The organism is Streptomyces decoyicus (assembly GCF_019880305.1).
Classification (GTDB): domain Bacteria; phylum Actinomycetota; class Actinomycetes; order Streptomycetales; family Streptomycetaceae; genus Streptomyces; species Streptomyces decoyicus.
The window spans coordinates 5,721,808-5,748,064 of the sequence record NZ_CP082301.1; the positions used below are offsets into that span (position 1 = coordinate 5,721,808).

At 72.0% G+C, this 26,257-nt stretch carries 23 protein-coding genes; 9 read left to right on the forward strand and 14 right to left on the reverse strand.

Going from position 1 to position 26,257, the window contains the following annotated elements; all coding sequences use genetic code 11:
• The first annotated feature begins 95 nt into the window (after positions 1-95).
• A complete protein-coding gene (locus K7C20_RS25355) occupies positions 96-539 on the forward strand; it encodes a DUF2550 domain-containing protein (protein ID WP_030081275.1) in 444 nt (147 codons plus the stop codon).
• 252 nt (positions 540-791) lie between these two features.
• Here the strand turns inward: K7C20_RS25355 and K7C20_RS25360 are convergent, their stop codons facing one another.
• Together K7C20_RS25360 and K7C20_RS25365 are read right to left on the reverse strand one after the other, a co-directional pair.
• Positions 792-1,484, reverse strand: coding sequence for a response regulator (locus tag K7C20_RS25360; RefSeq protein WP_053210107.1), 693 nt, complete (start codon positions 1,482-1,484; stop codon positions 792-794).
• The gene (locus K7C20_RS25365; RefSeq protein ID WP_053210108.1) at positions 1,481-2,716 is read right to left on the reverse strand and encodes a sensor histidine kinase; all 1,236 of its coding nucleotides are present in this window, start codon (positions 2,714-2,716) and stop codon (positions 1,481-1,483) included. The genes K7C20_RS25360 and K7C20_RS25365 overlap by 4 nt, the downstream gene beginning before the upstream one ends.
• 172 nt (positions 2,717-2,888) lie before the next feature.
• On the opposite strand from K7C20_RS25365, the gene K7C20_RS25370 reads away from it, so the two are divergent.
• Positions 2,889-3,476, forward strand: a complete 588-nt coding sequence (locus tag K7C20_RS25370; RefSeq protein WP_030081282.1) for a hypothetical protein — start codon at positions 2,889-2,891, stop codon at positions 3,474-3,476.
• A gap of 82 nt (positions 3,477-3,558) precedes the next feature.
• On the opposite strand, the gene K7C20_RS25375 is transcribed toward K7C20_RS25370, so the two are convergent.
• Genes K7C20_RS25375 through K7C20_RS25385 form a run of 3 tightly spaced genes read right to left on the reverse strand, consistent with a single transcriptional unit; the run spans position 3,559 to position 5,689 of the window.
• On the reverse strand, positions 3,559-4,131 hold the full coding sequence (locus K7C20_RS25375; protein WP_030081283.1) for a cob(I)yrinic acid a,c-diamide adenosyltransferase: 573 nt from the start codon (positions 4,129-4,131) through the stop codon (positions 3,559-3,561).
• Between the two features lie 10 nt (positions 4,132-4,141).
• The gene (locus tag K7C20_RS25380; RefSeq protein ID WP_030081284.1) at positions 4,142-4,897 is read right to left on the reverse strand and encodes an ABC transporter permease; all 756 of its coding nucleotides are present in this window, start codon (positions 4,895-4,897) and stop codon (positions 4,142-4,144) included.
• A gap of 9 nt (positions 4,898-4,906) precedes the next feature.
• Complete coding sequence (locus K7C20_RS25385; protein ID WP_030081285.1) at positions 4,907-5,689, reverse strand: ABC transporter ATP-binding protein; 783 nt, start codon at positions 5,687-5,689, stop codon at positions 4,907-4,909.
• A gap of 80 nt (positions 5,690-5,769) precedes the next feature.
• Between K7C20_RS25385 and K7C20_RS25390 the strand changes: the two genes are divergently transcribed.
• The 4 genes from K7C20_RS25390 to K7C20_RS25405 all read left to right on the forward strand — a co-directional run bounded on the left by K7C20_RS25390 (position 5,770) and on the right by K7C20_RS25405 (position 10,872).
• On the forward strand, positions 5,770-6,411 hold the full coding sequence (locus K7C20_RS25390) for a TetR/AcrR family transcriptional regulator (RefSeq protein WP_030081287.1): 642 nt from the start codon (positions 5,770-5,772) through the stop codon (positions 6,409-6,411).
• A 156-nt stretch (positions 6,412-6,567) separates the two neighbouring features.
• Positions 6,568-7,416, forward strand: a complete 849-nt coding sequence (locus K7C20_RS25395; protein ID WP_030081289.1) for a 3-hydroxyacyl-CoA dehydrogenase family protein — start codon at positions 6,568-6,570, stop codon at positions 7,414-7,416.
• A 147-nt stretch (positions 7,417-7,563) separates the two neighbouring features.
• Positions 7,564-7,887 (forward strand): STAS domain-containing protein, encoded by a 324-nt coding sequence (locus K7C20_RS25400; RefSeq protein ID WP_006603077.1) that lies wholly within the window; start codon positions 7,564-7,566, stop codon positions 7,885-7,887.
• A gap of 336 nt (positions 7,888-8,223) precedes the next feature.
• Positions 8,224-10,872, forward strand: a complete 2,649-nt coding sequence (locus K7C20_RS25405; protein WP_053210109.1) for an AAA family ATPase — start codon at positions 8,224-8,226, stop codon at positions 10,870-10,872.
• An 83-nt stretch (positions 10,873-10,955) separates the two neighbouring features.
• Here the strand turns inward: K7C20_RS25405 and nucS are convergent, their stop codons facing one another.
• Positions 10,956-11,618, reverse strand: a complete 663-nt coding sequence (gene nucS / locus K7C20_RS25410; protein WP_042148800.1) for an endonuclease NucS — start codon at positions 11,616-11,618, stop codon at positions 10,956-10,958.
• A 249-nt stretch (positions 11,619-11,867) separates the two neighbouring features.
• Here nucS and K7C20_RS25415 point away from each other — a divergent pair, with 249 nt between their 5' ends.
• Entirely contained in the window at positions 11,868-12,260 is a 393-nt protein-coding gene (locus tag K7C20_RS25415) for an SCO5389 family protein (protein ID WP_030080104.1), read from the forward strand.
• Between the two features lie 175 nt (positions 12,261-12,435).
• Here K7C20_RS25415 and K7C20_RS25420 read toward each other — a convergent pair whose 3' ends face one another.
• A complete protein-coding gene (locus K7C20_RS25420; protein ID WP_030080106.1) occupies positions 12,436-13,485 on the reverse strand; it encodes an LLM class flavin-dependent oxidoreductase in 1,050 nt (349 codons plus the stop codon).
• Between the two features lie 187 nt (positions 13,486-13,672).
• Here K7C20_RS25420 and K7C20_RS25425 point away from each other — a divergent pair, with 187 nt between their 5' ends.
• Positions 13,673-14,017: a hypothetical protein gene (locus K7C20_RS25425; RefSeq protein WP_030080108.1), complete on the forward strand. Its 345-nt coding sequence runs from the start codon at positions 13,673-13,675 to the stop codon at positions 14,015-14,017.
• Positions 14,018-14,085: 68 nt separating this feature from the next.
• Here the strand turns inward: K7C20_RS25425 and K7C20_RS25430 are convergent, their stop codons facing one another.
• From K7C20_RS25430 to mce, 7 genes are all read right to left on the reverse strand, one after another.
• Positions 14,086-14,967, reverse strand: coding sequence for an ABC-2 transporter permease (locus K7C20_RS25430; protein WP_078953508.1), 882 nt, complete (start codon positions 14,965-14,967; stop codon positions 14,086-14,088).
• 425 nt (positions 14,968-15,392) lie between these two features.
• Positions 15,393-16,691, reverse strand: coding sequence for an ABC transporter ATP-binding protein (locus K7C20_RS25435; protein ID WP_030080112.1), 1,299 nt, complete (start codon positions 16,689-16,691; stop codon positions 15,393-15,395).
• Positions 16,692-16,877: 186 nt separating this feature from the next.
• Positions 16,878-17,651, reverse strand: coding sequence for an ABC transporter permease (locus K7C20_RS25440; RefSeq protein ID WP_030080114.1), 774 nt, complete (start codon positions 17,649-17,651; stop codon positions 16,878-16,880).
• A gap of 3 nt (positions 17,652-17,654) precedes the next feature.
• On the reverse strand, positions 17,655-18,692 hold the full coding sequence (locus tag K7C20_RS25445) for an ABC transporter ATP-binding protein (protein WP_030080116.1): 1,038 nt from the start codon (positions 18,690-18,692) through the stop codon (positions 17,655-17,657).
• Positions 18,693-18,894: 202 nt separating this feature from the next.
• Positions 18,895-19,833 carry a coiled-coil domain-containing protein gene (locus K7C20_RS25450; protein ID WP_030080118.1) on the reverse strand — a complete coding sequence of 313 codons (939 nt, stop codon included), beginning with the start codon at positions 19,831-19,833 and terminating at the stop codon, positions 18,895-18,897.
• A gap of 113 nt (positions 19,834-19,946) precedes the next feature.
• Positions 19,947-24,140 carry a polarized growth protein Scy gene (scy, locus tag K7C20_RS25455; RefSeq protein ID WP_409351352.1) on the reverse strand — a complete coding sequence of 1,398 codons (4,194 nt, stop codon included), beginning with the start codon at positions 24,138-24,140 and terminating at the stop codon, positions 19,947-19,949.
• 265 nt (positions 24,141-24,405) lie between these two features.
• Positions 24,406-24,846 carry a methylmalonyl-CoA epimerase gene (gene mce / locus K7C20_RS25460; RefSeq protein ID WP_030080125.1) on the reverse strand — a complete coding sequence of 147 codons (441 nt, stop codon included), beginning with the start codon at positions 24,844-24,846 and terminating at the stop codon, positions 24,406-24,408.
• A gap of 173 nt (positions 24,847-25,019) precedes the next feature.
• On the opposite strand from mce, the gene K7C20_RS25465 reads away from it, so the two are divergent.
• Positions 25,020-26,195, forward strand: a complete 1,176-nt coding sequence (locus K7C20_RS25465) for an acetyl-CoA C-acetyltransferase (RefSeq protein ID WP_030080126.1) — start codon at positions 25,020-25,022, stop codon at positions 26,193-26,195.
• Positions 26,196-26,257: the final 62 nt, after the last annotated feature.

The window sequence follows — 26,257 nt, forward strand, 5'->3', positions numbered from 1 at the left end:
GAGCGGCCCGCGGCTGAGGCAATGCAGGTGCGTTTCCCTCCCCCACGCCGGAACGACGCGGGGGCACCCCCACCGAGGCGAGGAGGTCGGTCGAGATGGTCCTCGCTCTGCTTGTGAGCGGCGCGGTCGTGGTACTGGTGCTGCTGGGGCTGTTCGTCTTCGGACTGAGGCGGCGGCTCATCCAGCGGTCCGGTGGCACCTTCGACTGCAGCCTGCGCTGGAACGTGCCGGAGAACGAGGCCGGCGGCAAGGGCTGGATCTACGGTGTGGCGCGCTACAACGGCGACCGGATCGAATGGTTCCGGGTGTTCTCGTACGCGCCCCGGCCACGCCGCCTCCTGGAGCGCTCCGCCATCGAGGTCCTGGAGCGCCGCACCCCTCAGGGTGAGGAGGAGCTGGCGCTGCTCTCCGACTCCATCGTGCTGGCCTGCCGGCATCGCGGCACCCGTCTCGAACTGGCGATGAGCGAGGACGCGCTCACCGGTTTCCTCGCCTGGCTGGAGGCGGCTCCGCCCGGACAGAGGGTGAACGTGGCCTGATCGCGCGGCCCGGGGGAACAACCCCCGAGCCCGTTACGTTATGGCCCCGCAGGGGGGCCATCCACCCCTTACGGGACGTGTTCGACGAAGCCCTACGGGCCGCCGCGGCCCGGCCGCCGGCCCACGTCCTACGGGCGGTATGAGGACTACGGCCCGGTCCACGGCCCGGCTGCCGCCCCCCGGTCCTACGGGCGGTCCCGCCGTACGGCCCAGCCCACGGCCTGCGGCCCAGACGGCCCAGCCCCCGGCCCCCTAAGGCCCGTCCACCCCCAACTCCTGTGCCAGCACGGCCGCTTGTACCCGGCTGCGCAGGTCCAGTTTCGCCAGCAGCCTGCTGACGTGGGTTTTCACGGTGGCCTCCGCCATGGCCAGGCGGAGCGCGATATCGGCGTTCGACAGGCCCCGCCCCAGACACCCCAGCACTTCCCGCTCGCGTGGCGTCAGCGCGTCCAGGACCGCCGGATCCGGCGCCTCGCCCTCCCGGGCAGGCCGCCGCACCGGCGTGCGCGGGCTCGCGAACTCCGCGATCAGCCGCCGGGTCACCGCCGGAGCGATCAGCCCCTCGCCGGACGCCACGGTGCGCACCGCGGTCAGCAGCGCGGCCGCGTCGCTGTCCTTCAGGAGAAAGCCGGCCGCCCCCGCCCGTAGCGCCCCGAAGACATATTCGTCCAGGTCGAAGGTGGTCAGCACCAGCACATCCGCCAGCTTCTCGGAGACCACCTGCCGGGTGGCGGAGACCCCGTCGAGGCGGGGCATCTGGATGTCCATGAGGACGAGGGTGGGGCGCAGCTCGCGGGCGAGCCGTACCGCCTCCTCGCCGTCGTCCGCCTCCCCGACGACCTCGATGTCGGGGGCGGAGCGCAGGATGAGGACCAGCCCGGCCCGTACGGCGGACTGGTCCTCGGCGACGAGAACCCGGATCGGCTGCGCGTCGGCGCCTGTCATCGTTGCTCTTCCTCCTCGGCGGCGGGCAACGCTGCCCGCACCAGCCAGACTGTGCCGGCCGGCCCGCTCTCCGGGCCGGCCTCGAATGCTCCGCCCAGCAGGGCGATCCGCTCACGCATCCCGACCAGACCGGTGCCGGAGCCGGGCGCGCGGGGGCCGGGGCGGGCGGCGAACGGGCTGCGGACGGCGACGGTGAGCGCCCCGCCGCGGTCATGGGCCAGACGTACCAGCACCTCGCCGGGCGCGGCGTGCTTGAGGGCGTTGGTCAGCGACTCCTGGACGATGCGGTAGGCGGCCAGCTCGACCGGGGCCGCCGGTTCCGGACCCGCCCCCGGGCCGTCCGGGTTCCGGGCGTCGTCCAGCACGAAGGTCAGCCCGCTGCTCCGGCCGCTCGTACGGGCCTGGTCGATCAGCGCGTCCAGTCCGTCGAGCGTGGGGGTCGCGGCGGGCTCCTCGTCCTCGTCGTCCGCCTTCGGGCCCCGCAACAGCCCGATGAGACGGCGCATTTCGGCCAGACCCTGCACGCTGTTCTCACGGATCACCCCGAGCGCCTCGCGGGTCGCCGACGGGTCGTCGATGGACTGTGCCGCGGTCGAGTGGATCGCGATGGCGGACAGGTGGTTGGCGACCATGTCGTGCAGCTCGCGTGCCATCCGTGCCCGCTCGCCGGCCACCGCCTGCGTCCGGTCGATCTCGGCCAGCAGCGCGATCTGCTCGGCCCGCAGCTGAGCGGCCTGCGCGGCGTCGCGGTGATTGCGGAGGATGATGCCGGTCCAGGCGGGGGTGATGGTGACCAGCGCGATGCCGATGACGGCCATGACGACCTGCGGGTTCTGCCAGGCCGCGGTCAGTGCGATGGCCGCCAGGACTGTCACCAGGACGGAGTGCAGCGGGATCCGGCGGGCCGCGCCCGCCGGGCCGTAGAGCACCGCCGCGTAGACCACGTCCGTGAACATCAGGACGGTGGCGACCAGGGTGCCGGCGGAGATGTCCAGTGCCAGGGCCGGCACCGCGAGGCCCAGCGCCGCCATCGGGGCCGTACGGCGCATCAGTTCGGCCACCGACATGGCGGCGAGCGCGACCAGGGTGAGGGAGGGGGGCAGCCCCAGGAGCGAGGGACCGCCGTGCAGATTCAGCGCCCAGAGCAGCAGCCCGCCGAGCAGCCCGCCGCCCGCGATGAGCACATCGAGGCGGTGCGGCCGGCCGGGGGCGGCGAGGGGTCTGGCGGTCACCCCTCCATCAAACACGGCGCCGGGCCCCGCTGCCTCCACGTCCGGGTCATCCCCGTACGGCGCGTGCTACATCGAAAGATGCAGTGCCGGATCATCGCGTGCGACGACGTGCCGGGCGGCGGCCGCTGGAAGGCTTGAGGTGTTCGGTGGAGAGACCTGAAAGGAGACAGCCGTGATCGTCGCGCTGATCATCGCCTGCGAGGTCGGCTTCTGGGTGCTGCTGGTCGCCGGTCTGGCGCTGCGCTATCTGGCCCGGATGCCGCGTACCGGGGCGGCGGTGCTCCTGATGGAGCCGCTGCTGGAGCTGATTTTGCTGATCGTCACGGCGATCGACCTGAAGAACGGGGCCGCGGCGGACTGGAAACACGGCCTGGCCGCCGTCTACATCGGCTTCACGGTGGCCTACGGCCACCACACGATCAAGTGGGTAGACGGGCACTTCTCGCACCGCTTCGCGGGCGGCCCGCCGCCGGCCAAGGTGGGCTACGGCCTGGCCCGCGCCAAGCACGAGGGGAAGCTGTGGCTGCGCACGGTGCTGATGGCAGTGGTCGCGTGCGGGCTGCTCCAGGCCGCGATCTGGTACGTCGGTGACGGCGGCGACACCACCTCGCTGCACGAGTGGCAGGGCACCTCGCTGAAGATCGTCAGCATCCACGGCCTGATCGCGCTGAGCTACCTCATCTGGCAGAAGAAGGACCCGGGCCGGACCGCCGCCCCCGAGGAAGCGGCCCCGCCGCAGCAGCAGAAGACGCTGAGCTGAGGGCAGCCCTCAGGACGGGGCGGGCGGGGCCGGGCTGATCCCAAAGACACGTTTTGCGGAGCACCCCGGGCCCGGCGGCCGGTCAGCGCTCCCCGCCCGGCACCCACAGCACGTCCCCGACCTCCTTGTTGGCCGTACGAGCCAGGATGAACAGGAGGTCGGAGAGGCGGTTGAGGTAGGTGGCGGTCAGCGGGTTCATGGTCTCGCCGTGTTCCTCGAAGGCGGCCCAGGTCGAGCGCTCCGCCCGGCGGACGACCGTGCACGCCTGGTGCAGCAGCGCGGCGCCGGCCGTACCGCCGGGAAGGATGAAGCTGCGCAGCTTCTCCAGCTCCGCCAGGAAGCGGTCGCAGTCCGCCTCCAGCTTGTCGATATAGCTCTGCTCGACGCGCAGCGGCGGGAACTCCGGGTTCTCCGCCACCGGCGTCGACAGGTCCGCGCCGACATCGAACAGGTCGTTCTGCACCCGCAGCAGCACGGCGGCGACGTCCTCGGGGAGCGAGCCGAGCGCCAGGGCCACGCCGATCGCCGCATTGGCCTCGTTGGCGTCCGCGTACGCCGAGATCCGCGAGTCGGTCTTGGCGGTGCGGCTCATGTCGCCGAGGGCGGTGGTGCCCTTGTCGCCGGTGCGGGTGTAGATGCGCGTCAGATTCACCATATGGGCGAGCCTACGCCGCGGACCTGCGGAAGGCCCGGGTGCAATAGGTCACGGACAGCGCGGCGAACGCGACCGCCACCAGCACGCCGTAGAGCATGGCCGTAGAGGCGTAGGAGCCGACGAACGCCGCGCGCACCGCGTCCACGAGATAGCGGAACGGCATGAAGTGCGAGAGCACATCGAGCCACTTGGGCCCCAGCGCCATCGGGAGCATCAGCCCGGACAGCAGCATCGAGGGCATGGTGACGGCGTTGATGACCGGGCCGAACTCCTGCGGGGTGCTGACCCGCAGCGCCAGCGCGTACGACAGCGAGGCCAGCGCCACGGTCAGCACGGCGACGAACGCCAAGCCGATGAGGATGCCGGGCAGCGGTGCGCGCAGCCCCATCACCAGCGCGGCCAGCACCAGCAGCACCGCCTGGAACACGAACAGCACGGCGTCCCGCAGCACCCGCCCCAGCAGCAGCGCCAGCCGGCTCACCGGCGTCACCCGCATCCGCTCCACGACCCCGTATTGCTTCTCGACGATGATCCCGAAACCGCAGAACGAGGCCCCGAACAGGCCGAGTTGGAGCAGCAGGCCGGGCACCAGCACCTGCCAGGAGCTGCCGGACGAGGACAGCGGCAGATCGGTCAGCAGCGGGCCGAAGAAGAGCAGGTACAGCAGCGGCATCAGCACGCCGAAGAGCATCTGGAGCTTGGAGCGCAGTGTCTGACGGGCGTACCGCCCGAAGACCAGCGCGGTGTCGGAGAGGAACGGGGACATGGAGGGCTCCTAGACGGCGAGGGGGGACGGGTCCCGCGGCGCGGGGCCGCTCCCGGTGAGGGCGAGGAAGGCGTCCTGGAGGGACGCGCCGGGGGAGCCGGCATGGGCGCGCTTGAGGGCCTCCGGTGTGCCCTCCGCGACGACCGCGCCCTTGTCGATGATCACCAGCCGGTCGGCCAGCGCATCGGCCTCGTCGAGGTAGTGCGTGGTCAGGAAGACGGTGGTGCCGTGCTCGGCGCGGATGCGGCGGATCAGCTCCCACAGAGCGGCGCGGCTGCCGGGGTCGAGCCCGGTGGTCGGCTCGTCGAGGAACAGCACGTCGGGACGGTGGGTGAGGCCCATCGCGATATCCAGCCGGCGCCGCTGGCCGCCGGAGAGCGTGGCGGTCTTGCGGTCGAGCAGTCCGTCCAGGTCCAGCTCGGCGGCCAACTCCTCGGCACGGGCGAGGGCTTCGGCCTTGCCGAGGCGGTAGAGGCGGGCCTGGGTGACCAGCTCCTCGCGTACCGGGACATGGGGGTCGACGCCGCCGGACTGGGCGACGTAGCCGGAGGCGCGCCGTACGCCTGCCGGGTCGCGGACGAGGTCGCAGCCGGCGACGGTCGCGGTGCCTCCGGTGGGGCTCAGCAGGGTCGTGAGCATCCGCAGGGTGGTGGTCTTCCCGGCGCCGTTGGGCCCGAGGAAGCCGAGGATCTCGCCGCGCTCGGCGGTGAGATCGATGCCCCGCACGGCCTCGACGGTGCCGCGTTCGGTGGTGAAGGTCCGGGCGAGTCCGGACGCGTTGAGGACTGGCATGCCCACAGAAAAACAGAGCGAATGAAAAATTGCAACGCCCCCAAAATTTCATTGAGCCCAACGAAAGGTAGGGTGAGGGCATGGCAGAGGGGCTCAGGGAGCGGAAGAAGCGGCAGACCCGGCAGTACATCTCGGACGTGGCCACCGGCCTGTTCATGGCGCGCGGCTTCGACGCGGTGACCATCGCGGAGGTTGCCGAGGCCGCGGATGTCTCCGTCAACACCGTCTACAACTACTTCCCGGCCAAGGAGGACCTCTTCTTCGACCGGAGCAAGGGCGTCATGGACCGGCTCTCGCGCTTCGTGCGCGGCCGGCCGGCCGGGGAGTCCGCGGCCGCCGCCGTGCTGCGGGAGCTGCGCGAGGAGGTCGAGGCGGTCTCCCCGCGGGTCGGACTGATGGAGGGGTACGACCAGTTCATGCGCGTGGTCCATGGGGCGCCCACCCTCAAGGCCCGCCTCTGGTACATGCAGCAGGAGATCCACCTCAACCTGGAGGAAACGCTCCGGGAGGAGACCGGCGCCGCGGCCGACGACCCGATGCCGGGCCTGATGGCGGGCCAGATCGGCTGGGTGCACCAGAGCCTGATGGGCTGGATCGCGCACGAGATGCTCGCCGGCCGCAAGCCCGCCGAGGCTTCGCGGGATGCCCTCGTCCTCCTCGACGAGATGGAAGAGCTGCTCGGCGAAAAGGTCCTCAACTACGCCGTACGGACGACCGACTGACGGCGGGCTGTCCGGATCGCGGCCCGCCCCGGGCGCCCCGTCGGTGTGACGTCCGTCATCTGAGACGTGACGCGCATCTCTTACCCTCCAAACGATCGCTTACGACCGCTAACGTCACCCAGGACCGTCAAATGCACAGGGTGTGAGGGGACAGCAGTGGCAAAGAAGCTCGCCGTCATCGGGGCCGGACTCATGGGGTCCGGTATCGCGCAGGTCTCGGCCCAGGCGGGCTGGGACGTGGTTCTTCGCGATGTGACGGAGGGGGCGCTGGCCCGGGGCAAGGGTGGCATCGAGGCGTCGTTCGAGAAGTTCGTCGCCAAGGGCAAGCTGTCGGCGGCCGACGCCGAGCAGTCGCTGGCCCGGATCACCACCACGACCGACCTGGAGGCCGCCGCCGACGCCGATATCGTCGTCGAGGCCGTCTTCGAGCGGATCGACGTCAAGCGCGAGATCTTCCAGTCGCTGGACAAGCTGGTCAAGGACGAGGCGGTGCTGGCCTCCAACACCTCGGCCATTCCGATCACCAAGATCGCCGCGGCCACCTCCCGTCCCGAGCGGGTCGTCGGTACGCACTTCTTCTCGCCGGTGCCGATGATGCAGCTGTGCGAGCTGGTGCGCGGCTACAAGACCAGCGACGAAGCCCTCGCCACGGCCCGGCAGTTCGCCGAGTCGGTCGGCAAGACCTGCGTCGTCGTCAACCGCGATGTGGCCGGCTTCGTCACCACCCGCCTGATCTCGGCGCTGGTCGTCGAGGCCGCCAAGCTCTACGAATCCGGCGTCGCCAGCGCCGAGGACATCGACATCGCCTGCAAGTTGGGCTTCGGTCACGCGATGGGACCGCTGGCCACCGCCGATCTGACGGGCGTCGACATCCTCATGCACGCCACCGACAACATCTACACCGAGTCCCAGGACGAGAAGTTCGCACCGCCGGAGATCATGCGGCGAATGGTCGATGCGGGCGATATCGGTCGCAAGAGTGGGCAGGGCTTCTACAAGCACTGATGCCGCGTCAGCCCCATTGGTCCGATGGGGTCACCCCACGGGGTGAATTCGGTATCGGTTCGCTTACAGGCGGCAACTTCGCCGCATGAGAGGCAGTCAGATCTGTAGACGTCCAGGCGTCACCACCCATGACATCGGGGAGCGCATATGCACATCAGGGGCGACCACGCCGAGCTGGTCGTCGGGGGCCGCCTCGACGTCCGCAGCGCGGCGGACGCCCGTACGGCCCTGCACGCCGCCGTCGACTCCGGTCGGGGCGACCTCGTGCTGGACCTGACCGAGCTGGATTCCTGGGACGCCACCGGCCTCGGCGTGATCATGGGCGCGCACCGCCGCGCCGGCCGGGTCAACCGCAGGCTGGTGCTGCGCGGAGTGCCGCCCCAGATGCAGCGCCTGCTGGTCGCCACCCGGCTGCACCGCATCCTCGCCATCGAGGGCGGCATCGAAGCGGAAACGCTTCCCCGGGTCTGAGGCAGGTGCGGTCCGCCGCCCGGGGTCCCGCATACGGGGCCGGGGCGCCCCCCGGGCGATCAGGATCGCACCTCAAAGCGTGACGAAAACTGAAGAGCTGAGCGGCAGAAATGTCGTAAACCGCGTGATACCGACCAATCCAGGAAGTTCCGGTCAGGACCGGCCCCCGCCGGTGCACCGGCCCGCTCTCCAGGTCTAAGGTTCGGTTCCCGCCCGTATGTCATCATCCGCGGCGGGCACCGGACCAGACGCGACGGCTGAGGACGACCTGCCGGAGCCGGGGGAGTGCGGACGGCCGGAAGCGCAGTCGGCACGCCAGATCTGGGAGCTTGCAGCATGGACCCGAACCCTCACCGGGGACCTGAGGAGTACGGCGAGCAGGGCAGACCTGCCGAGCCGCCGGCCCCCGCGTTCGGCGGCGCGCGCGGCGGCTCCGGCGGGCTCGCCCGCGTCGTCCGGCTCGTCTCGGGCGCCTACCTCGTCACCGTCAACCCCGTCGACGGCAGCGAAATAGAACCCTGCCCGCCCGGCGAGCGCCCGGAGGCCCCCGGCAGGCTCGACCCGCAGGAACGCGCCGCGGCCGCCCGCGCCGCCGCGCCCCCGCTGCCCCCGGGCCCGCCCGGATTCGCCGGCCACCAGGCCCCGCTCGAAGAGCGCACCGAGGACACCGAACGCCTCGTCCGGCTGCTCTCCCGCGGCCGCTCCGTGCGCGTCACCGGCCCCTCCGGCTCGGGCCGCACCCGGCTGCTGGACGCCGTCGCCGCCGGCTGCGCCGACCTCGCCCCCGACGGCGTCATCCGGCTCTCCGGCTACCACCGCACCGCCACCGACCTGCTGTACGAGCTGTTCGCCGCCGTCTACCGGGCCCCGCAGCACCGCCCCGACCGGCCCGAACTGCTGCGCATGATCGCTGAGATCGGCGCCATCGTCGTCCTGGACGACCTGGAATTCGGCGGCGCCGCGCTCGACGAACTGCTCGACGCCACCCCCGAATGCGCCTTCCTGATCGCCGCCACTCCCGATGTCGCGGCCCCCAGTGCCGACTCCCACCTCGAAGAGGTCTTCCTCGGCGGACTCGGCCGCGACGCCTGCGCCCGGCTGCTGGCGCGTGCCGTGGACCGGCCGCTGACCGACGACGAGGAGGCCTGGGCCGCCGACCTCTGGTTCGAGTCCGAGGGGCTGCCGCTGCGGTTCGTCCAGGCCGCCGCCCTGCTGCGGCGGTACGACCGGATGCGGGCCGGGCCGGGAGCCCTCGACGACGGCTACGGCCTGTTCCCCGAGGCGGGGACAACCGCCTTCCCCGGGACGGCCGCCTTCCCCGAGGAGGGGACGGCCCCCGACCCCGCCGACACCGACGTCGAGCCCGGTGAGGACCCCGAGGTGCTGCTGCCCTCCCTCGGAGAGGCCGCCGCCCCCGCCCCGCTGCTCGCCGCCCGGCTCGGCGCCGCCGCCCAGGAGACGCTGCGCATCGCCGTCGCGCTCGGCGGCGAGCTGCCGCACCAGGCGCACCTGCCGGCCCTCACCCAGGACACCCACGCCGACGCCGCCCTCGGCGAGCTGCTGGCCTGCGGTCTGATCACCCCGGTCGGCAGCCACTACCGTCTCGCCGCCACCGTCCAGGACCAGCTGGAGGCGGCCGGCTACGCGGAGGGCGCCGCCGCACGGGCGCACACCGCAGCCCAGCACTACGCCTGGTGGGCCGGTCACCCCTCGGTCACCCCCGAGCGGGCGGCCGCCGAGTCCGATGTGGCGCTGGCCGCGATGGGCGTACTGACCGGCAGCCGGGAGAGCGGGCACGCCAGCGCGGCCGTGCTGCTCGCCCGTACGGCCGCCCCGGCATTCGCCGCCGCGTTGCAGTGGAGCGCCTGGGAGCGCAGCCTGCGGCACGGCCAGGAGGCCGCGCGGCTGGCCGGCGAGGTCGCCGAAGAGGCCTACTTCCACCACGAGTTGGGCGTGCTGGCACTGTGCACCGGCAGCCTCGACCGGGCGCGCGCCGAGCTGGAGGCGTCCATCGGGCTGCGCGGGGTGCTCTCCGACCGCAACGGTGCGGTGGCCGGACGGCGCGCCCTGGCACTGGTCACCGACCGTTCGCGGGCCGACGCGGCCGCGGCCGCCACCACGGCCCTGCCGCAGGCGGCTGCGCAGCGAGGGGCGTCGAAGGGCCGGGCCGGGACGCCGCGTGACGGCGTCTCGACCGCCAAGCTGCGGGTGCCGCGCGCCGAGGAGACCGCGGCGACGATCGTCGCCCGGGGCGCCTCGGCCACTGCCGCCACCACATCCGTCCCGGCCGCGGCCGCCGACGGCACCAAGACCGGCAAGGGCGCCCTGCGGGTGTTCGGCGGGGCGCGCCGCAATGCCGTGGCCGCGGGCGCCGGCGCGCTGCTGGCGGCCGTCCTCGGCACCATCGTCACGCTCGGGGCGACGGGCGGCGACCAGCCCCATGACGACAAGGTCAGCACGGAACAGACCACCGACGACAGCGACAGCACCGACCTGCCGGCCGAACAGCCCGGTACGGGCTCCGGCCTGCCGCCCACCGCCGCCGGCACCACCCGGCCCGGCACCCCCGGCCACGCGCAGACCCCGTCCCCCTCGGTCAGCGACCCCGCCACCAGCGGCTCGCCCACCGAGTCGAGCGCCGCGCCCACCGACCCGACGACCGCCCCCACCGATCCGACCGGGCGGCCCACCACGCCCACCGGCCGCCCGACCCATACGCGCCCGCCCACCGACGAGCCGACGGACCCGACGCCGACGGACCCCACCGACGAGCCGACGGACCCGACGCCCACCGAGGGCCCTACGGACAAGCCGACGACCCAGAGCCCGTCGCAGTCGGCCGCCAACCCCTCCGGCGGCTCCTCCAGCGGCTCCGGCACCACTCCGTCCGACGGAGGCACGGCCACCGGCGGCACGCCGTCGGACGGCACGCCGTCGGACGGTACGGCGCCCTCCTCCGGTACACAGAGCGCCCCGGCCGGCTGACGGCCCCGCAGAGAGCAGCGCAACGGCCCCGGTACAGGTACCGGGGCCGTTGCGTTCGGCGGCCGCCAGGGGGCCGCACGGGGTCAGAACAGGCGGAGCTTGTCGTCCTCGATGCCGCGCAGTGCGTCGTAGTCCAGGACGACGCAGCCGATACCGCGGTCGGTGGCCAGCACCCGCGCCTGCGGCTTGATCTCCTGGGCCGCGAAGATCCCCTTCACCGGCGCCAAGTGCGGGTCACGATTGAGGAGTTCGAGGTAGCGGGTGAGCTGCTCGACACCGTCGATCTCACCACGCCGCTTGATCTCGACGGCGACGGTCTGGTTATCGGCGTCCCGGCACAAGATATCCACCGGGCCGATGGCAGTGGGGTATTCACGCCGAATCAGGGAGTATCCCTCGCCCAAGGTTTCGATCCGGTCCGCGAGCAGCTCCTGGAGGTGCGCCTCCACCCCGTCCTTGATGAGCCCCGGGTCGACGCCGAGCTCGTGCGAGGAGTCGTGCATGACCTCCTCGAGGGTGATGATGAGCTTCTCGCCGCCCTTGTTCTCCACCGTCCACACCTCACCGTCGCCCTCCTTGAGAGTGCAGGGCGGCGACATCCAGTTGAGGGGTTTGTAGGCCCGGTCGTCCGCGTGAATGGAGACGGAGCCGTCCGCCTTCACCAGGATGAGGCGAGGGGCCGAGGGGAGATGGGCGGTGAGCCGGCCCGCGTAGTCCACGGAGCAGCGGGCGATGACGAGACGCATGGGGCGAAACGCTACTCGACCGGAGGGCCCCCACGCGATTCGCCCTGGACCACGGTGCCTTTCCGGGGGAAATCCCCGCACCCCCGGCGTTCGCCAATGGCCGGTTGTATGTGCAATCTCCTGGTGCGGGCCTCTTGCGCGGCATACCGTTGAAGCGGGGGGTTGTGAGGCGAATACGCTCCGTCGCGGAACCCCTAGTCCCGTCCCTAGGCCCTGTCCGTCCCGGCGGGGCCGCGAGAGGAGAACCTCATGTCGCTCGACGTCTCACCGGCCCTCCTCGAACAGGCCGAGCGAGGCGAGGTCGACGAAGCCGCATTTGTCGACTGCGTCCGGACCTCCCTGCCCTATGCATGGGGGATGATCAGCTCTCTGGTGGCCCAGCTGAAGGTGGACGGCGGAGAGTTCGCCGACAATCAGACGCCGCCGCCGGACGAGCAGGCGCGCGGCCAGCTGCTGCGCGCGCTGGCGAGTGACGCCATCCGTGGTTCGCTGGAGCGCCACTTCGGTGTGCGGCTCGCTTTTCAGAACTGCCACCGCGTTGCGGTTTTCCCGCTCGACCCGGTGGTGGACGACCGACTGGCCCGCTTCACCTCCATCCGGGGTCAGCTGCTGAACCAGTCGCCCGAACTCCGCGACTGCTGAACGAAGTTGCTGCCGCTGCTGCACACGGTGGTGACACACACCGCGCCGGTGCGCCAGCGGCAGCACCACTCACCAGAAGCTGACCTCTCTCCGGTACGGCGCCCTCGCACCACCGCATCACAGGCACATTTACCCGCATACGGCACCCGCATGCCGTCCGCCCGGCGGGCTCCGGTCACCCCAGCTGCGGCAGGACTTCCGTGCCCAGCCGGCGGACGTTCTCCTCCGTCGCCGCGAGGTCGCCGGAGCCCTCGACGAGCAGCGCGAACCGTGTGATGCCCGTACGCTCCGAGGTCGCCGCCAGCCGGTCCGCGCACAGCCCCGGCGGGCCGACGGGGTGCAGCTCGCACAGCAACTCCGTATAGGCCAGCGGATCACGCATCGCGCGGTAGCGGCCGTCGACCGTCACATGCGCGCCCAGACCCTGCTGAAGCCAGCCGGGCATCGCCTTCGTCAGGGTCTCCGCCGCTGCCTCGCGAGTGTCGCCGATCTGCACCACGCCCGCCGAGACATGCTCGGCCGCGGCCACTTCGTCGCCGTCCCGGCCCGCTTCCCGGGCGGCCGACCGCCACAGCGCGACCATCTCCGCCTTCTCCTCGTCGCCGCAGTGCATGCCCAACAGCATCGGCAGCCCGCGCTCGGCGGCCGTCCGCACCGACGACGGGGAGGTGCACGCCACCACCACCGGCGGGCCCAGGGCACCGGCTCCCGGATCGTACGGATCGGTCAGCGCCTCGGCCGGTCGTGGTACCACCGCTACTTCGCGGAACGTATAGCGCTCGCCCTGCGCGCCGACCCGGGGCTCCCGCAGCCAGCGCATCAGCAGATCGAGCGATTCCGGGAAGCCGTGGTCGTACGCGGCGAGTCCGGAACCGAACACCTCCAGATCGACCCACGGACCGCCCCTGCCGACGCCGAGCGTGAACCGCCCGTCGGTGGTGAGGTGCAGCAGTGCCGCCTGCTCACCGAGCGCTACCGGATGCTGGGTCGGCAGCACACTCACCGCCGTGCCGACGCCGATCCGGCGGGTCCGCCCCAGCAGCAGCCCGGCCAGCGTCACTGCATTCGGGCAGACGCCGTATGGTACGAAATGGTGTTCCGCCAGCCAGACATCGTCGAGTCCGGCCTCCTCCGCGACCTCCGCGGAGCGCACCGCGCGGTGCAGTGCTTCCCCCTGTCCCTGACCGGGAAATTGAGCGGCCAGGATGAAAGCCCCAACGCGCATCGCTCTCTGCCTCCTCGCAGCCGACGCGACTCCCCCCTTACAGGCAACAACGTGTGACACGTGCCCAGGGCACGGCCTGACGGGAAATTTCCCGATGATCGCAGAATCCTGCCGAGCGGCGTCCACCCCTGACCGGGCCGCGTACGCTGGTGACAGCCAGTGACTCCGTACATAGCCGAGGTGTTCTGTGTCCCCGCGCCGAAATCGCCAGCACGGCGGTGCGAAGCCCATCGACCGCCCGGGCGGTGACCACTACGGCCGGATGGGGGCGCCTCCCAGTGGTGGCTGGGACACCACCGAGGAGTGGCGCGGCGAGGACTGGGTCGTCCGGCCCGTCGGGGGCGGCGGCGCGGCCAAGCACTACCGCTGCCCCGGCTGCGACCAGGAGATTCCGCCCGGGGTGCCGCATGTCGTCGCCTGGCCGCAGCACGGTGATGTCGAGGACCGCAGGCACTGGCACAAGGCGTGCTGGAACGCACGGGACCGCCGGAGCGCGCGGCTCCAGCGGTCCAGGAACGCCCCCCGGTACTGAGCAGAGCCCGCCTTCGCGCCCCGGGCGGGGCACGAAGACAGGCTCTGCGGGCAGCGGCGGGCGCGGCGTCAGACGTCGCGCTGCATGACGGCGGCATAGGCGCCGCCCAGCACCACCGCGGTCACCCCGGCGAGGATCCACAACGGGGTCCAGCCGGTCGGGCCGGTGCTGAGGAAGGGAATGTCGTACAGCGTCGCGAGGGCGCTGGGGACCGAGTACTCGATCAGCGCCCGCTGGATGTCCTTGAGGCTCTCGCCCTGGAGGAACAGCGCCAGCAGCATCGGCAGCAGCACCACACCCATCATCGTGCTGATGGCGCCCGCCGAGTGCCGCAGCAGGGTGCCGACGGACAGTGCCAGCAGACCGAGCAGCGCGACATACAGACCGGCACCGAGGGTGGCGCGCAGCCACTGGTCGGCGGTCGGCGCGGGGCCGTTGAGCATCGCGCTGTCGAGCAGGGCGACCAGGGTGGTCGCGACCGTCGTCAGCGCCAGTGCGAGGGCGAAGAAGACGATCGCCTTCGCGGTCAGCATCCGCACCCGGCTCGGGGAGGCGGTCAGCGTCGTACGGATCATGCCCGTGCCGTACTCGGACGAGATCGACAGCACGCCCAGGGTGATCACGCACAGGCTGCCGAGCAGGACGCCGACGAAGCCGACGCCGAGCAGCGGATCCAGCTCGCGCTCCGAGCCCGCCGCGAGCGAGGCCAGCAGCCCGATGCCGATGATCAGCAGCAGCATCACACCCAGCGTCCAGATCGTCGAGCGCACCGAGCGGATCTTCGTCCACTCGGAGGCCAGCGCGTGGCCGAGGTGGGTGGGGCGCACCGGGATGGGCGAGACATAGCCGCCCGCCGCGCCGGCGAAGGCCTGCTGGGGGTGCGGCTGGGCCGGGTGCTGCGGGGGCTGGGCCTGGGCCTGCGCCTGGGGCGGTGCCTGGGTCTGGAGCATCATCGTGCCCGCGTCCTTGCCCGGGCCGTGCGCCGCGAGCGGCTGGGGCTCGGGGTGCGGCTGGGCCTGGAGCATCATCGTGCCGGCTTCCTTGGCCGGTGCGGGCTGCCCGGGGGCCCGCTGGGCCTGGAGCGTCATGGTGCCCGGTTCCTTGGCGGGTGCGGGCTGCCCGGGGGCCTGCTGGGCCTGGAGCATCATCGTGCCGGCCTCCTTGGCGGGGGCGGGCTGCTGTGGTGCCGGCTGCTGACCGGGCTGCTCCGGCCCGACGGGCGGCGCCTGGGGCGGCATGCCCTGCTGCTGGGGCGGTGCGGCCGGCGGTGCGGCGGGCGGCATCGGCGGCGCGGCCGGCACCGGCTGCTCGTGCGCGCCGGTGTCGTGGGGTCCGCGCTCAGGCTGCGGCTGGGGCTGCGGCTGCTGAGGGCTGGTCATCGGGCGTCCTCGTGGTGCGGCGTGGGCTGGGCGGCGGGGGCGGCGGGCGATCCGGCGGGCGTCGCCGGCGGCATCGGCGCGGCGGGCTGCTGCCCGTACGGGTGGGGTGCACCGTAGGACTCGGGCGACCCGTACGGGTGACCTTGAGCCTGCGCGGGCGGCGGATAGCCCGGCCCCGCGGCTCCCGGCGCCTGCTGGGCGTACGGGTCCTGCTGGGCATAGGGGTTGGGCTGCCCCTGGCCGGGGGCGCCGGCCGGAACCTGGCCGGGGACGCCGGGCTGACCGGCCCCGTACCCCGGATCGCCGGCGAAGCCCTGCGGGGCGGCACCCTGCGGGGCGTACCCGGCGGGGGCGCCCTGGAGGCCGCCCCGCGGGTCGGCCGTCGAGCGGTAGTCCACGGCGCTCTGCGTCAGGCGCATGTACGCCTCTTCCAGCGACGCCTGGTGCGGCGACAGCTCCCACAGCCGGACATCGGCCTGATGCGCGAGCTCGCTGATACGGGGGAGCGGCAGCCCGGTCACCCGCAGCGCGCCGTCCGGCTCGGGCGCGGTCTGCCCGCCCGCCTCACCGATCGCGGCGGTCAGCTTCTCGCGCTGCTCCGGCTCGGTGTCCGGCGTACGCACCCGGGCGAAATCGGCGGAGTTGGCCGAGATGAAGTCCTTGACCGGCATGTCCGCCATCAGCTGTCCACGGCCGATCACGATCAAGTGCTCGGCGGTCAGCGCCATTTCGCTCATCAGGTGCGAGGACACAAAGACCGTACGGCCCTCGGACGCCAGCTGCTTCATCAGATTGCGCACCCACAGGATGCCTTCGGGGTCGAGGCCGTTGACCGGCTCGTCGAAGAGCAGCACCTGCGGATCGCCGAGCAGCGCCGCGGCGATGCCCAGCCGCTGGCCCATGCCGAGCGAGAAGCCCTTGGAGCGCCGTCCCGCGACGTCCTGGAGGCCGACCACCCCGAGCACCTCGTCGACCCGGCGGGCCGGGATGCCGGACAGCTGGGCGAGCGAGAGCAGATGCTGGCGCGCGCTGCGCCCGCCGTGCACGGCCTTGGCATCCAGCAGCGCGCCCACCTGACGCGGGGCGTTGGGGAGGCTGCGGAAGGGACGGCCGGCGATGGTGGCACGCCCCGAGGTCGGTGCGTCCAGGCCCAGAATCATGCGCATCGTGGTCGACTTACCGGAGCCGTTGGGCCCCAGGAAGCCGGTCACCGTGCCCGGCCGTACCTGGAACGACAGGTTGTACACGGCCGTCTTGGCGCCGTAGCGCTTTGTCAGGCCGACTGCCTCGATCATTCTCCGCCCCTCGCGAGATGTCCGGGGCAGAGGCGGCCTCGTGCCCCCGTGAGGGTTAGGAGGCTATCCGGCGGTTGACGGTTCCCGTCAATTCCCCTCGTCCTCGGCCGTCCCGCCGTGCCGCGCCGCTTTTCGCCGTTGCGCCCGCGGCGGTTGGAGAGGGGGTGCGGGGGCCGGCGTGGTCGGTCAGGCGTCCCGCTTTTTGAGGAGTACGTATCCGCCGACAAGTGCCGCGGCCGTCCAGGCGATCATGATGGCCAGTCCGCCCCACGGACCGTACGGCACATCCTCGCCGGCCGGCGTCACCACCTGCATGATTTTCGAGCCCGCCTGATCCGGCAGATAGCGGCCGATTTTCTTCGTCGCCGAGACATTTCCGAGAATGTTGGAAATCAGGAAAAAGAACGGCATCAGAATGCCCAGCGAGAGCATCGGGCTGCGCAGCATCGTGGCGACCGCCATCGAGAACAGCGCGATCAGCGTCATATAGAGCCCGCCGCCGATCACCGCGCGCAATACGCCCGGATCGCCGATATCCGCCCGGAGTTCGCCCAGTACCGACTGTCCGGCGAAGAACGTCACGAAGCTGGTCACCAGGCCGACGACGAAGACCAGCGCGGTGGCCACGAGAAGCTTGCAGAACAGAAAGGTGCCGCGCTGGGGCACGGCCGCCAGCGAGGCACGGATCATGCCGGTGCTGTACTCGTTCGAGACCACCAGCACCCCGAAGACGATCATCGCGAGCTGGCCCAGCCCCATTCCGGCGAAGCTGATGTTGGTGGCGTCGAACGCCAGCCGGTTCCTGGCCGGCATCGAGCCGAAGTCGTCGCTCGCCAGGGTGCAGATCAGCACGCCCAGCCCAATGGTGACCACGACGGCGATGCCCAGCGTCCACACCGTGGACCGCACCGACCTGATCTTGGTCCACTCCGACCGAATGACCTGCCCGGCCACCGCCATGGGTCAGCTCCTCTTCTTCTGCCAGTCCGCACCCCAGCCGGTCGGCTGCGGTGCGCCCGGCCGTGTGCCGGCCGGCTGCGGTGCTCCCGGGGGCTGCGCGGTCGGCGACCCTCCGGTCTGGGCCGGCACCGGTTCGCCCTCGTGTGCGTGATACTCCACCGATTCGGCCGTCAGCTGCATGAACGCCTCTTCCAGGGACGCCTGCTGGGAGCTCAGCTCGTGCAGTACCAGCTGATGCCCGGCGGCGAGTTCGCCCAGCCGGTCGGCGGGCACCCCGTCGATCTCCAGCGAGCCGTTGCCGACCTGCACCGCCTCGATGCCCTCGGCGTGCAGCAGGTCCAGCAGCTTCTCCTGCTCCGGGGACCGCATCCGGACGTACGACCGGGAGTTCTGGTGGATGAAGTCCTTCATCGAGGTGTCCGCCATCAGCCGGCCCTGCCCGATCACGATCAGGTGCTCGGCGGTCAGTGCCATCTCGCTCATCAGGTGGGAGGAGACGAAGACCGTCCGGCCCTGGCCCGCCAGGTTCTTCATCAGATTGCGGATCCAGTGGATGCCTTCGGGGTCGAGGCCGTTGACCGGCTCGTCGAAGAGCAGCACCTGCGGATCGCCGAGCAGCGCCGCGGCAATACCGAGCCGCTGGCTCATCCCGAGCGAGAACCCTTTGGAGCGCTTCTTGGCGACGGCGGACAGCCCGACGGTGTCCAGCACCTCGCCGACCCGGCGACGCGGAATGCCGTTGCTCTGCGCCAGACACAGCAGGTGGTTGGCGGCGCTGCGGCCGCCGTGCACCGCCTTCGCCTCCAGCAGCGCGCCGATGTACGTCAGCGGATCCCGCAGCTGCCGGTAGTGCCTGCCGTCGATCCGGACCGTTCCCGACGTCGGGTTGTCCAGGTCGAGCATCATCCGCATGGTCGTCGACTTGCCCGCACCGTTGGGCCCGAGGAAGCCCGTGACGATACCGGGCCGCACCGTGAACGTGAGGTGGTCCACGGCGACCTTGTCGCCGTAATGCTTGGTCAGCCCCTCAAGCTCGATCATGTACCGCACGCTAGGCGCGCTCCACGGCCCCTGCCACCGGGGCGGGGCCGCCCGGCTGACCCCCCCCATATGCACAACGCCCCCGCACCGCCACAGAAGGCGGTACGGGGGCGCGCGGTCCGGACCGGGGCGGCACCTGCCTGGGGGCGCCACCCGGCGTGAGCTGGGGGTGGGGGCACCTCCCAGCGATAGCTGGGGGAGGTCAGCGGGTCTGCTGGGCGGGGACGCCGCGGGAGGTGCTCTCCTCCTCGCCGGGGGCGCCGGCCGCGGCCACCGCCGCGCCGGTCAGCGTCGCCAGCATCTCGCGGACGTTGGTCAGCTGGGCGTTGATCGAGTCGCGGCGGTTGGTCAGCGCCGCCAGCTCGCGCTCGGATTCGCTGCGGATACGATCCGCCTTGGCGTTGGCGTCCGCCACGATGTCCTCGGCCTGGCGCTGCGCGGTCTCCACCGTCTGGCGGGCCCGGCGCTCCGCGTCCGTCCGCAGCTTCTCGGCCTCCAGGCGGAGCTGCTCGGCGCGGTGCTCGATCTCCGCGAGCCGCTTCTCGGCCTTGGCCTGGCGCGAGGCCAGGTCGCGTTCGGACTGCTCACGGCGCTTGGCGAGGTTGGTCTCGAAGTCGGCTGCGGCCTGCGCGGCCTTGGCGCGGGTCTCCTCGAAGAGGGAGTCCGCCTCCTCGCGCTTGGACTGCGCGTCCTTCTGCGCCTCGGCGCGCAGCGTGGACGCCTCGCCCTTGGCCTTCTCGACGATCCGGGCGCCCTCGTCCTCCGCCTTCGCCTTGCGGTCCGTGGCGAACTGCTCGGCGTCGTTGCGGACCTGCTGGGCGGCCGACTCGGCCAGCTCACGGTGCTGCTCGGCGGCCCGGCGGGCCTCTTCGCGCAGATCCTTCGCTTCCTCTTCGGCGAGGCGGAGGATCTTCTCCACGCGCGCACCGAGGCCCGCGTAGGAAGGTTCGGCGTCATTGACCTGCGCCTGGGCGTTCTGCGTTTCGAGGTGCAGTTCCTCGATCCGCTTTTCCAGCGACGTGATGCGGGCCAGCGCGCTGTCGCGATCGGCGACAAGCTTCGTAATGCGGTCATCCACCTGACCGCGGTCGTACCCACGCCGCACGAGCTCGAAGCCGAAAGGGGAGGAAGTGTCGCTCATGGGGTTCCTGTCGAAGAGACCGGTGAGGTGATAAGGAGAATCCTAGGGGTCACAACGGCGTGTCATCGAGTCATTGCCCGTTTGATCTGGAGAATGACCCCTCATTTGAGTGGCTACCCCTCAGACTGCTTGCCACTCGAACGAGTTGCCCCCGCGCCCGCGGCCGCCTTCACTCCGGCGCCCTTGGCCTCCCCGTTTCCGCCGGGCGCCTCGAACGACTCCAGGGCTTCCAGAACGTCCTGGACGCGGGAGATTTCGGCGTTGATGTCCTCGCGCCGGCGCACCAGAACCTCCAGCTCCCGCTGGCCCTCGTCCACGATCCGGGCGGCCTCCGCCTCGGCCTCGGTGCGCATCCGCTCCGCGTCGCGCACCGCCTCGGCCTTCTTGTTCTCGGCCTCCTTGATCAGGCCCTCGGCCTTCTTCACCGCCGAGATCCGGACCTTGCTCGCCTCGCTGTTCGCGTCCGCCACCATCCGGTCGGCCTTCTCCTCGGCCTCCACCTGCTGGGCGGTGGCCTGCGCGATGAGCTTGTCGACCCGTTCGCCGGCGTTCTTCATCGTCTCCGCCGACTCCCGGCGGGCCCGCTCGTGCAGCTCCTCGACCTCGGACTCGATCCGCTGGCGCAGCTCCTCGGCGCGCTCGCGGATACCGGTGGCGTCCCGGCGGGCCTCCTCCAGCAGGGTGTTCGCGTCCGTACGCGCCTTTTCCACCCGTTCGTTGCCGTCGGACGTCGCCTCCGCGAGGAGCCGTTCGGCCTCCTTGCGGGCCGCCCCGACCATCGTGTCGGCCTGCTCCTCGGCGGCGGTGGCGGCCTTCAGCGCCTCCTCCTGGGCCTTGGCGACGAGCTGGTCCGCCTGCTCGGCCGCGTCCCCGCGGCGCTTGGCGGCGTCCTTGCGTGCCTCGTCGAGCAGCCGGTCCGCCTCCTGCTGGGCCTCGGTCCGGGTCTGCTCGGCCGCCGCCTCGGCGTCTTCCTTGAGCTTCGCGGACTCGTTACGGGTGCGGTTGGCGTGCTCCTGCGCGGCGGTGACCGTTTCGGCCGCATCCGCCCGCAGCCGGTCCGCCTCCGCCGTGGCCGTCGCGACCATCCGGTCCGCCTGCTCGCGGGCATCGGCACGGGTACGGTCCGCGTCCCGCTCGGCGTCCGAGGCGGTCTCCGCCGCCTCCGTGCGCAGCCGCTCCGCCTCGGTCGCGGCCTCCGACATCAGCTGGTCGGCCTGCTCGGCGGCGTCCGAACGCGTCTTGTTGGCCGCCTCGCGCGCCTGGTCGCCGGTCTGCTCGGCGTCCAGACGGGCCTTCTCGACCACCTCGGCCGCCTCGGCCCGCAGCCGCTCCGCCGCCTCGGTCGCCTCCGCCACCAGGGACTGCGCCTGCCGCTCGCCCTCGGCCCGCAGCCGCTCGGCGTGCTGCTGGGCCTCCTGGACCGTACGGTCCGCGTCGTCCTGCGCCGAAGACGTCAGCTCGGTCGCCTCGGTGACGATCCGTTCGGCCTCCGCGCGCGCCTCGGTGACCAGCCGGTCGGCCTGCTCCGCGGCGTCCGAGCGCATCCGGTTCGCGTCGTTGCGCGCCTCGGCACGGGCCCGAGCGGCGTCCTGCTCGCCGGCCGCCAGCGCATCCGAGGCGTCCGTACGCAGCTGCTGCGCCTTCGCCGCGGCGTCCGCGACCAGCTTCTCGGCCTGCGCGGTCGCCTCCGACAGCAGCCGGTCGGCCTGGTCGGCGGCCTCGGAGCGCGCCGTATTGGCGTCCCGGCGTGCCTCGTCCAGCACCCCGGCCGCTTCGGTGCGGAGCGCCTCGGCCTCCTCGATGGCCTCGGAAACCGCCCGCTCCGCCAGGGACTTCGCGGCCTCCGTCGCCTCCTGGGCCTCCTGCCGCGCCCGCGCCACGTCCTGCGCGGCGCGCTCCCGCTCCTCGTAGGCGTCCCTGCGGACCCGGTCGGCCTCGTCCTGTGCCTCGGCCTTCGTGCGCTCCGCGGCATGCTCGGCCGCCGAACGCAGCCCGGCGATCTCCTCACCGGCCTGCTCGTGCAGCCCCGCGACCGCGTCCCGCACCTGCTGTGCGGTCTGCTCGGCCGCCGCCACCAGTTCGCCGGCCCGCCGGTCCGCTTCCTCGACCAGCCGCTCGGCTTCCTCCTGAGCCTCGCCCACCCGCGTACGGGCCGCCGCCAGCAGCTCGTCGCTCTGCTCGCGCGCCGCGGTCCGCTCCTGGTGTGCCTCCTCGCGGGCGTCGCCCAGCAGCTGCTCGGCCTCCCGGCGCCGCCGCGCGGCCTCCTCCTGGGCCGCGGCCAGTGCCTGCGCCGCTTCCGCGCCCGTGCGCTCCGCGGCCGTCGCGGCCTCGGCGCGCACCCGGTCCGCGGTCTCCTGCGCCTCCGCCTTCAGCCGCTCCGCCTCGGCCGACGCCTCGGTGCGCAGCCGCGCCGCCACCGACTCGGCCTCGGACCGTGCCGACGAGGCGTCCGAAGCCGCCTCCGCCCGCAGCCTTTCGGCCTCCTCCTCGGCCTGCTGCGTCAGCAGCCGGCGCCTCTCGGCCGACTCCGCCTTGAGGCGGGCCGCCTCCTCCTGCGTCTCCCGGCGCAGCCGCTCCGCCTCCGCGCGGGCACCGCGCAGCGACTCCTCGGCGGCGGTGACCTTCTCCTCCGCCTCGCTGTGCAGCCGGTCCAGCTCGGCCTGGGCGCCGGCCCGCAGCTCCTCCGCGGCCTGCTCGGCCTCCACGCGCAGCCGCGCGGCGGACTCCTCGGCCTCGGTGGTCACCATCTCCGCGGCCTGGGCGCCCTCGGTCAGCAGCTCCTCGGCCTCCGAACGGGCCCGCTCCAGGGCCTCCTCGGCCTGCCGGCGCAGCGCCGTGGCCCGCTCGATGGCCTCCGTCCGCACCCGCTCGCTCTCCGCGACGGCACCCGAACGGGTCTCCTCGGCATCGGCCTTGGCCTTGCCCAGCAGCTCCTCGGCGGACCCGGCCGCCTCCTCGATCTGCTGGACCGCCTCCCGGCGGGCCTCGCTGCGGATCCGCTCGCCCTCGGCGACCGCGTCCGCGCGCAGCTGCTCCGCCTCACCGCGCAGCCGCCGCGCCTCCTCCTGGAGTTCGGCGGTCTTGGCGCGGTACTCCTTGGTGTCGTCCTTCGCCGCGCCCTTGAGCTGGGCCGCGGTGTCATGTGCCTCTTCGCGCAGCCGGTCCGCCTCGGACTCGGCCTCGCTGCGCAGCCGTTCGGCCTCCTCCGCGGCCGCCTTGGTGGTGGCCTTGGCGTCCTCCGACGCCTTGGTCAGCACCTCCTCGGCGGTGCGTGCGGCCTTCGCCAGCTGTGCCGCGGCGTCCTCCGACGCCTTGGACCGGGCGGTCTCCTCCGCCTCGGCGATCAGCCGGTCGGCCTCGGTGCGGGCGTCCTCGCGCAGTTGCTCGGCCTCGGCCTTGAGCGCCTCGGCGTCCTTGGTGGCCTCACCGACCAGCCGGGCGATCTCCGCCTTGGCCGTACGGGTGCGCTGCTCGTTGTCCGACTCGGCGGCCGTCAGCCGCTTGGTGGCGCTCTGCTGCGCCTCCTCGACCAGCTTCTCCGCCTCGGCGCGCGCCTCGCGCAGCGCCTTGTCGGCCTCCTGGATGCGGGCCTCGGCGGTGCGGGTCAGCTCCGCGGCCTGGCGGCGCGCCTCCTCCGACTCGGTGCCGACGCTGGTACGCAGCTGCTCGGCCTGATCGGTGGCCTCCTGGGCCTGGTTGGAGGCGGCGTTCAGCAGCCGCTCGGCGTCGGTCCGGGCCCGGCGCAGGATGCTTTCCGCTTCGGCACGGGCCTCTTCGGCCTCCGTGCCGAGCCGCTCCCGGGCGCGTTCGGCCAGCCGCTGGGCCTCGGCCCGCGCGGCGGCCAGCGCCTGCTCGGCCTCCCTGCGGGACTCCTCCATCAGCCGGCGGGCCTGCGACTCCGTACGGGCGCGCAGCTGTTCGGCCCAGGCGACGTTCTCGTTGACATGCGATTCGACGGTCTGCCGGCGCTCGTTGAGCTCCTCGTCGAGCCGCTGGCGCCGGGTGACCGCCTCGGCGTGCAGCTCGGCCTCCAGCCGGGACTGCCGCTCGGCCTGCTCCTGGAGCAGCCGCTGGGTCTGCGCGCGTGCCTCGCGCAGCTCGCGCTCGGCGTCCGTACGCAGTTGGTCCGCCTGGATCTGCGCATTGCGCAGCAGCTGCTCGGCCTGATGACTGACGTTGTCGTAGGCAGGGCGGGTCGCGAGGTTGCGGCGCGCCTCATGGAGCTTGGCGCGCAGCACCTCGACCTGGTAGCCGAGGTCGTCGGCGTGCTGAACGGCCTTGTCCCGCTCGCTCTTCAGCCGCTCCATCTCGGCCTCGAACTGCGAGAGGTGGTCGTCAGCCTCGTAGCGGTCGTTGCCCCGCACTGCGCGGTCCCATCCGTCCCCTGGTCATGGTGGCGGCCGTCTCCGGTCCTGCGGCGCTCGTCCCGTACACGTCACGTCGTACCGGACTCGCGCCCATCGGAGCTGACCCTTCCGAAGAAATGGTGTCAGATCATCGGCAGAGTATGGACCGAGCCCCACTCCCGTACCCCGGCCGAGGCTGCACTCTACCGGCCGGGGAAGGTGAAGGTCAGTGGTCTTCGGAGGTGGCGGGCGCCGCGGTGACGAGTTCGGTGAGCACTCCGTGACAATCCTTGGGGTGCAGGAAGGTGATCCGGGACCCCATCGAACCCGTCCTGGGCTCGTCGTAGAGGACCCGGACGCCCTTGCCGCGGATGGCCTCGGAGTCGCCGTCCACGTCCGCGGTGCCGAAGGCGATGTGGTGGACGCCCTCGCCGTTCTTGGCAAGCCACTTGCCCACCGCGGAGTCCTCGCGGGTGGGCTCCAAAAGCTGCAAATACGAGGCGCCGCCGTCGGACGTCTCATTGATCTTGAGCATGGCTTCCCGGACTCCCTGCTCCTCGTTGACCTCGGAGTGGAACACCTCGAAGCCGTACGTGGCACGGTAGAACTCGACAGTCTTGTCGAGGTCGAAACAGGCGATCCCGATGTGGTCGATTCGCGTCAGCATGGCTCCAGTGCACCGCTCACATGGCTGGTTACGCAACGTGCGCGCGATCACACCTGCTTGCCGGTGACCCGGCGCGTACCGCTCAGTACATTGACGGGAACCCTCGTTAACTTCCCTGCAAAGGAAGGCCGCACCGCATGTCTGCAACGAACGGCACGAACGGCAGCACCTCAGTGATCGTGGCGGGAGCGCGCACCCCGATGGGGCGGCTCCTGGGATCCCTGCGGACCTTCTCCGGCGCCGACCTGGGCGCCGTCGCGATCAAGGCGGCACTGGACCGGGCGGGCATCGGCGGCGACCAGGTGCAGTACGTGATCATGGGCCAGGTGCTCCAGGCCGGGGCAGGGCAGATCCCGGCACGCCAGGCCGCCGTCAAGGCCGGCATCCCCATGAACGTCCCCGCGCTGACCGTCAACAAGGTCTGTCTCTCCGGTCTCGACGCCATCGCGCTGGCCGACCAGCTCATCCGCGCGGGTGAGTTCGACGTCATCGTGGCCGGCGGCCAGGAGTCCATGACCAACGCCCCGCACCTGCTCCCGAAGTCCCGTGAGGGCTTCAAGTACGGCGCCGTCGAGATGCTCGACGCGATGGCGCACGACGGCCTCACGGACGCCTACGAAGGCGTGGCCATGGGCGAGTCGACCGAGAAGCACAACACCCGTTTGGGCATCGCCCGGCCGGAGCAGGACGAGGTCGCCGCGCGCTCCCACCAGCGGGCCGCCGCCGCCCAGAAGAACGGGCTCTTCGAGGCCGAGATCACCCCCGTGGAGATCCCGCAGCGCAAGGGCGAGCCGGTCGTCTTCAGCAAGGACGAGGGCATCCGCGGCGAGACCACCGCCGAGTCGCTGGGCAAGCTCCGTCCGGCCTTCGCCAAGGACGGCACGATCACCGCCGGCACCTCCTCGCAGATCTCCGACGGTGCCGCCGCCGTGGTCGTCATGAGCAAGGCCAAGGCCGAGGAACTCGGTCTCGAGTGGATCGCGGAGATCGGTGCGCACGGCAATGTCGCCGGCCCCGACAACTCGCTCCAGTCCCAGCCGTCCAATGCGATCAACCACGCGCTGGGCAAGGACGGGCTGACCGTCGGCGATCTTGACCTGATCGAGATCAACGAGGCGTTCGCGGCCGTCGCGGTGCAGTCAATGAAGGATCTCGGGGTGTCCCCGGAAAAGGTGAATGTCAATGGCGGCGCCATTGCGCTGGGTCACCCGATCGGGATGTCCGGCGCCCGTATCGTGCTGCACCTCGCGCTGGAGCTGCGCCGGCGGGGTGGTGGCGTGGGCGCCGCCGCGCTCTGTGGTGGCGGTGGTCAGGGCGACGCGCTGATCATTCGCGTACCGGGTAAGTAAGCGGGAGCCCGTACGCGGACGCGTACGGGCGGGCCGATTCGCGTACGAGCGAACCGAAGGAG

Bases quoted from the DNA above. Each gene is read 5' to 3' on its own strand.
- K7C20_RS25355 (WP_030081275.1), top strand. From the start codon at position 96: ATGGTCCTCGCTCTGCTTGTGAGCGGCGCGGTCGTGGTACTGGTGCTG.
- K7C20_RS25360 (WP_053210107.1), bottom strand. From the start codon at position 1,484: ATGACAGGCGCCGACGCGCAGCCGATCCGGGTTCTCGTCGCCGAGGAC.
- K7C20_RS25375 (WP_030081283.1), bottom strand. From the start codon at position 4,131: ATGGTGAATCTGACGCGCATCTACACCCGCACCGGCGACAAGGGCACC.
- K7C20_RS25380 (WP_030081284.1), bottom strand. From the start codon at position 4,897: ATGTCCCCGTTCCTCTCCGACACCGCGCTGGTCTTCGGGCGGTACGCC.
- K7C20_RS25385 (WP_030081285.1), bottom strand. From the start codon at position 5,689: ATGCCAGTCCTCAACGCGTCCGGACTCGCCCGGACCTTCACCACCGAA.
- K7C20_RS25390 (WP_030081287.1), top strand. From the start codon at position 5,770: ATGGCAGAGGGGCTCAGGGAGCGGAAGAAGCGGCAGACCCGGCAGTAC.
- K7C20_RS25400 (WP_006603077.1), top strand. From the start codon at position 7,564: ATGCACATCAGGGGCGACCACGCCGAGCTGGTCGTCGGGGGCCGCCTC.
- K7C20_RS25405 (WP_053210109.1), top strand. From the start codon at position 8,224: ATGGACCCGAACCCTCACCGGGGACCTGAGGAGTACGGCGAGCAGGGC.
- nucS (WP_042148800.1), bottom strand. From the start codon at position 11,618: ATGCGTCTCGTCATCGCCCGCTGCTCCGTGGACTACGCGGGCCGGCTC.
- K7C20_RS25415 (WP_030080104.1), top strand. From the start codon at position 11,868: ATGTCGCTCGACGTCTCACCGGCCCTCCTCGAACAGGCCGAGCGAGGC.
- K7C20_RS25420 (WP_030080106.1), bottom strand. From the start codon at position 13,485: ATGCGCGTTGGGGCTTTCATCCTGGCCGCTCAATTTCCCGGTCAGGGA.
- K7C20_RS25430 (WP_078953508.1), bottom strand. From the start codon at position 14,967: ATGCTCCAGACCCAGGCACCGCCCCAGGCGCAGGCCCAGGCCCAGCCC.
- K7C20_RS25435 (WP_030080112.1), bottom strand. From the start codon at position 16,691: ATGATCGAGGCAGTCGGCCTGACAAAGCGCTACGGCGCCAAGACGGCC.
- K7C20_RS25440 (WP_030080114.1), bottom strand. From the start codon at position 17,651: ATGGCGGTGGCCGGGCAGGTCATTCGGTCGGAGTGGACCAAGATCAGG.
- K7C20_RS25445 (WP_030080116.1), bottom strand. From the start codon at position 18,692: ATGATCGAGCTTGAGGGGCTGACCAAGCATTACGGCGACAAGGTCGCC.
- K7C20_RS25450 (WP_030080118.1), bottom strand. From the start codon at position 19,833: ATGAGCGACACTTCCTCCCCTTTCGGCTTCGAGCTCGTGCGGCGTGGG.
- scy (WP_409351352.1), bottom strand. From the start codon at position 24,140: ATGGAGCGGCTGAAGAGCGAGCGGGACAAGGCCGTTCAGCACGCCGAC.
- mce (WP_030080125.1), bottom strand. From the start codon at position 24,846: ATGCTGACGCGAATCGACCACATCGGGATCGCCTGTTTCGACCTCGAC.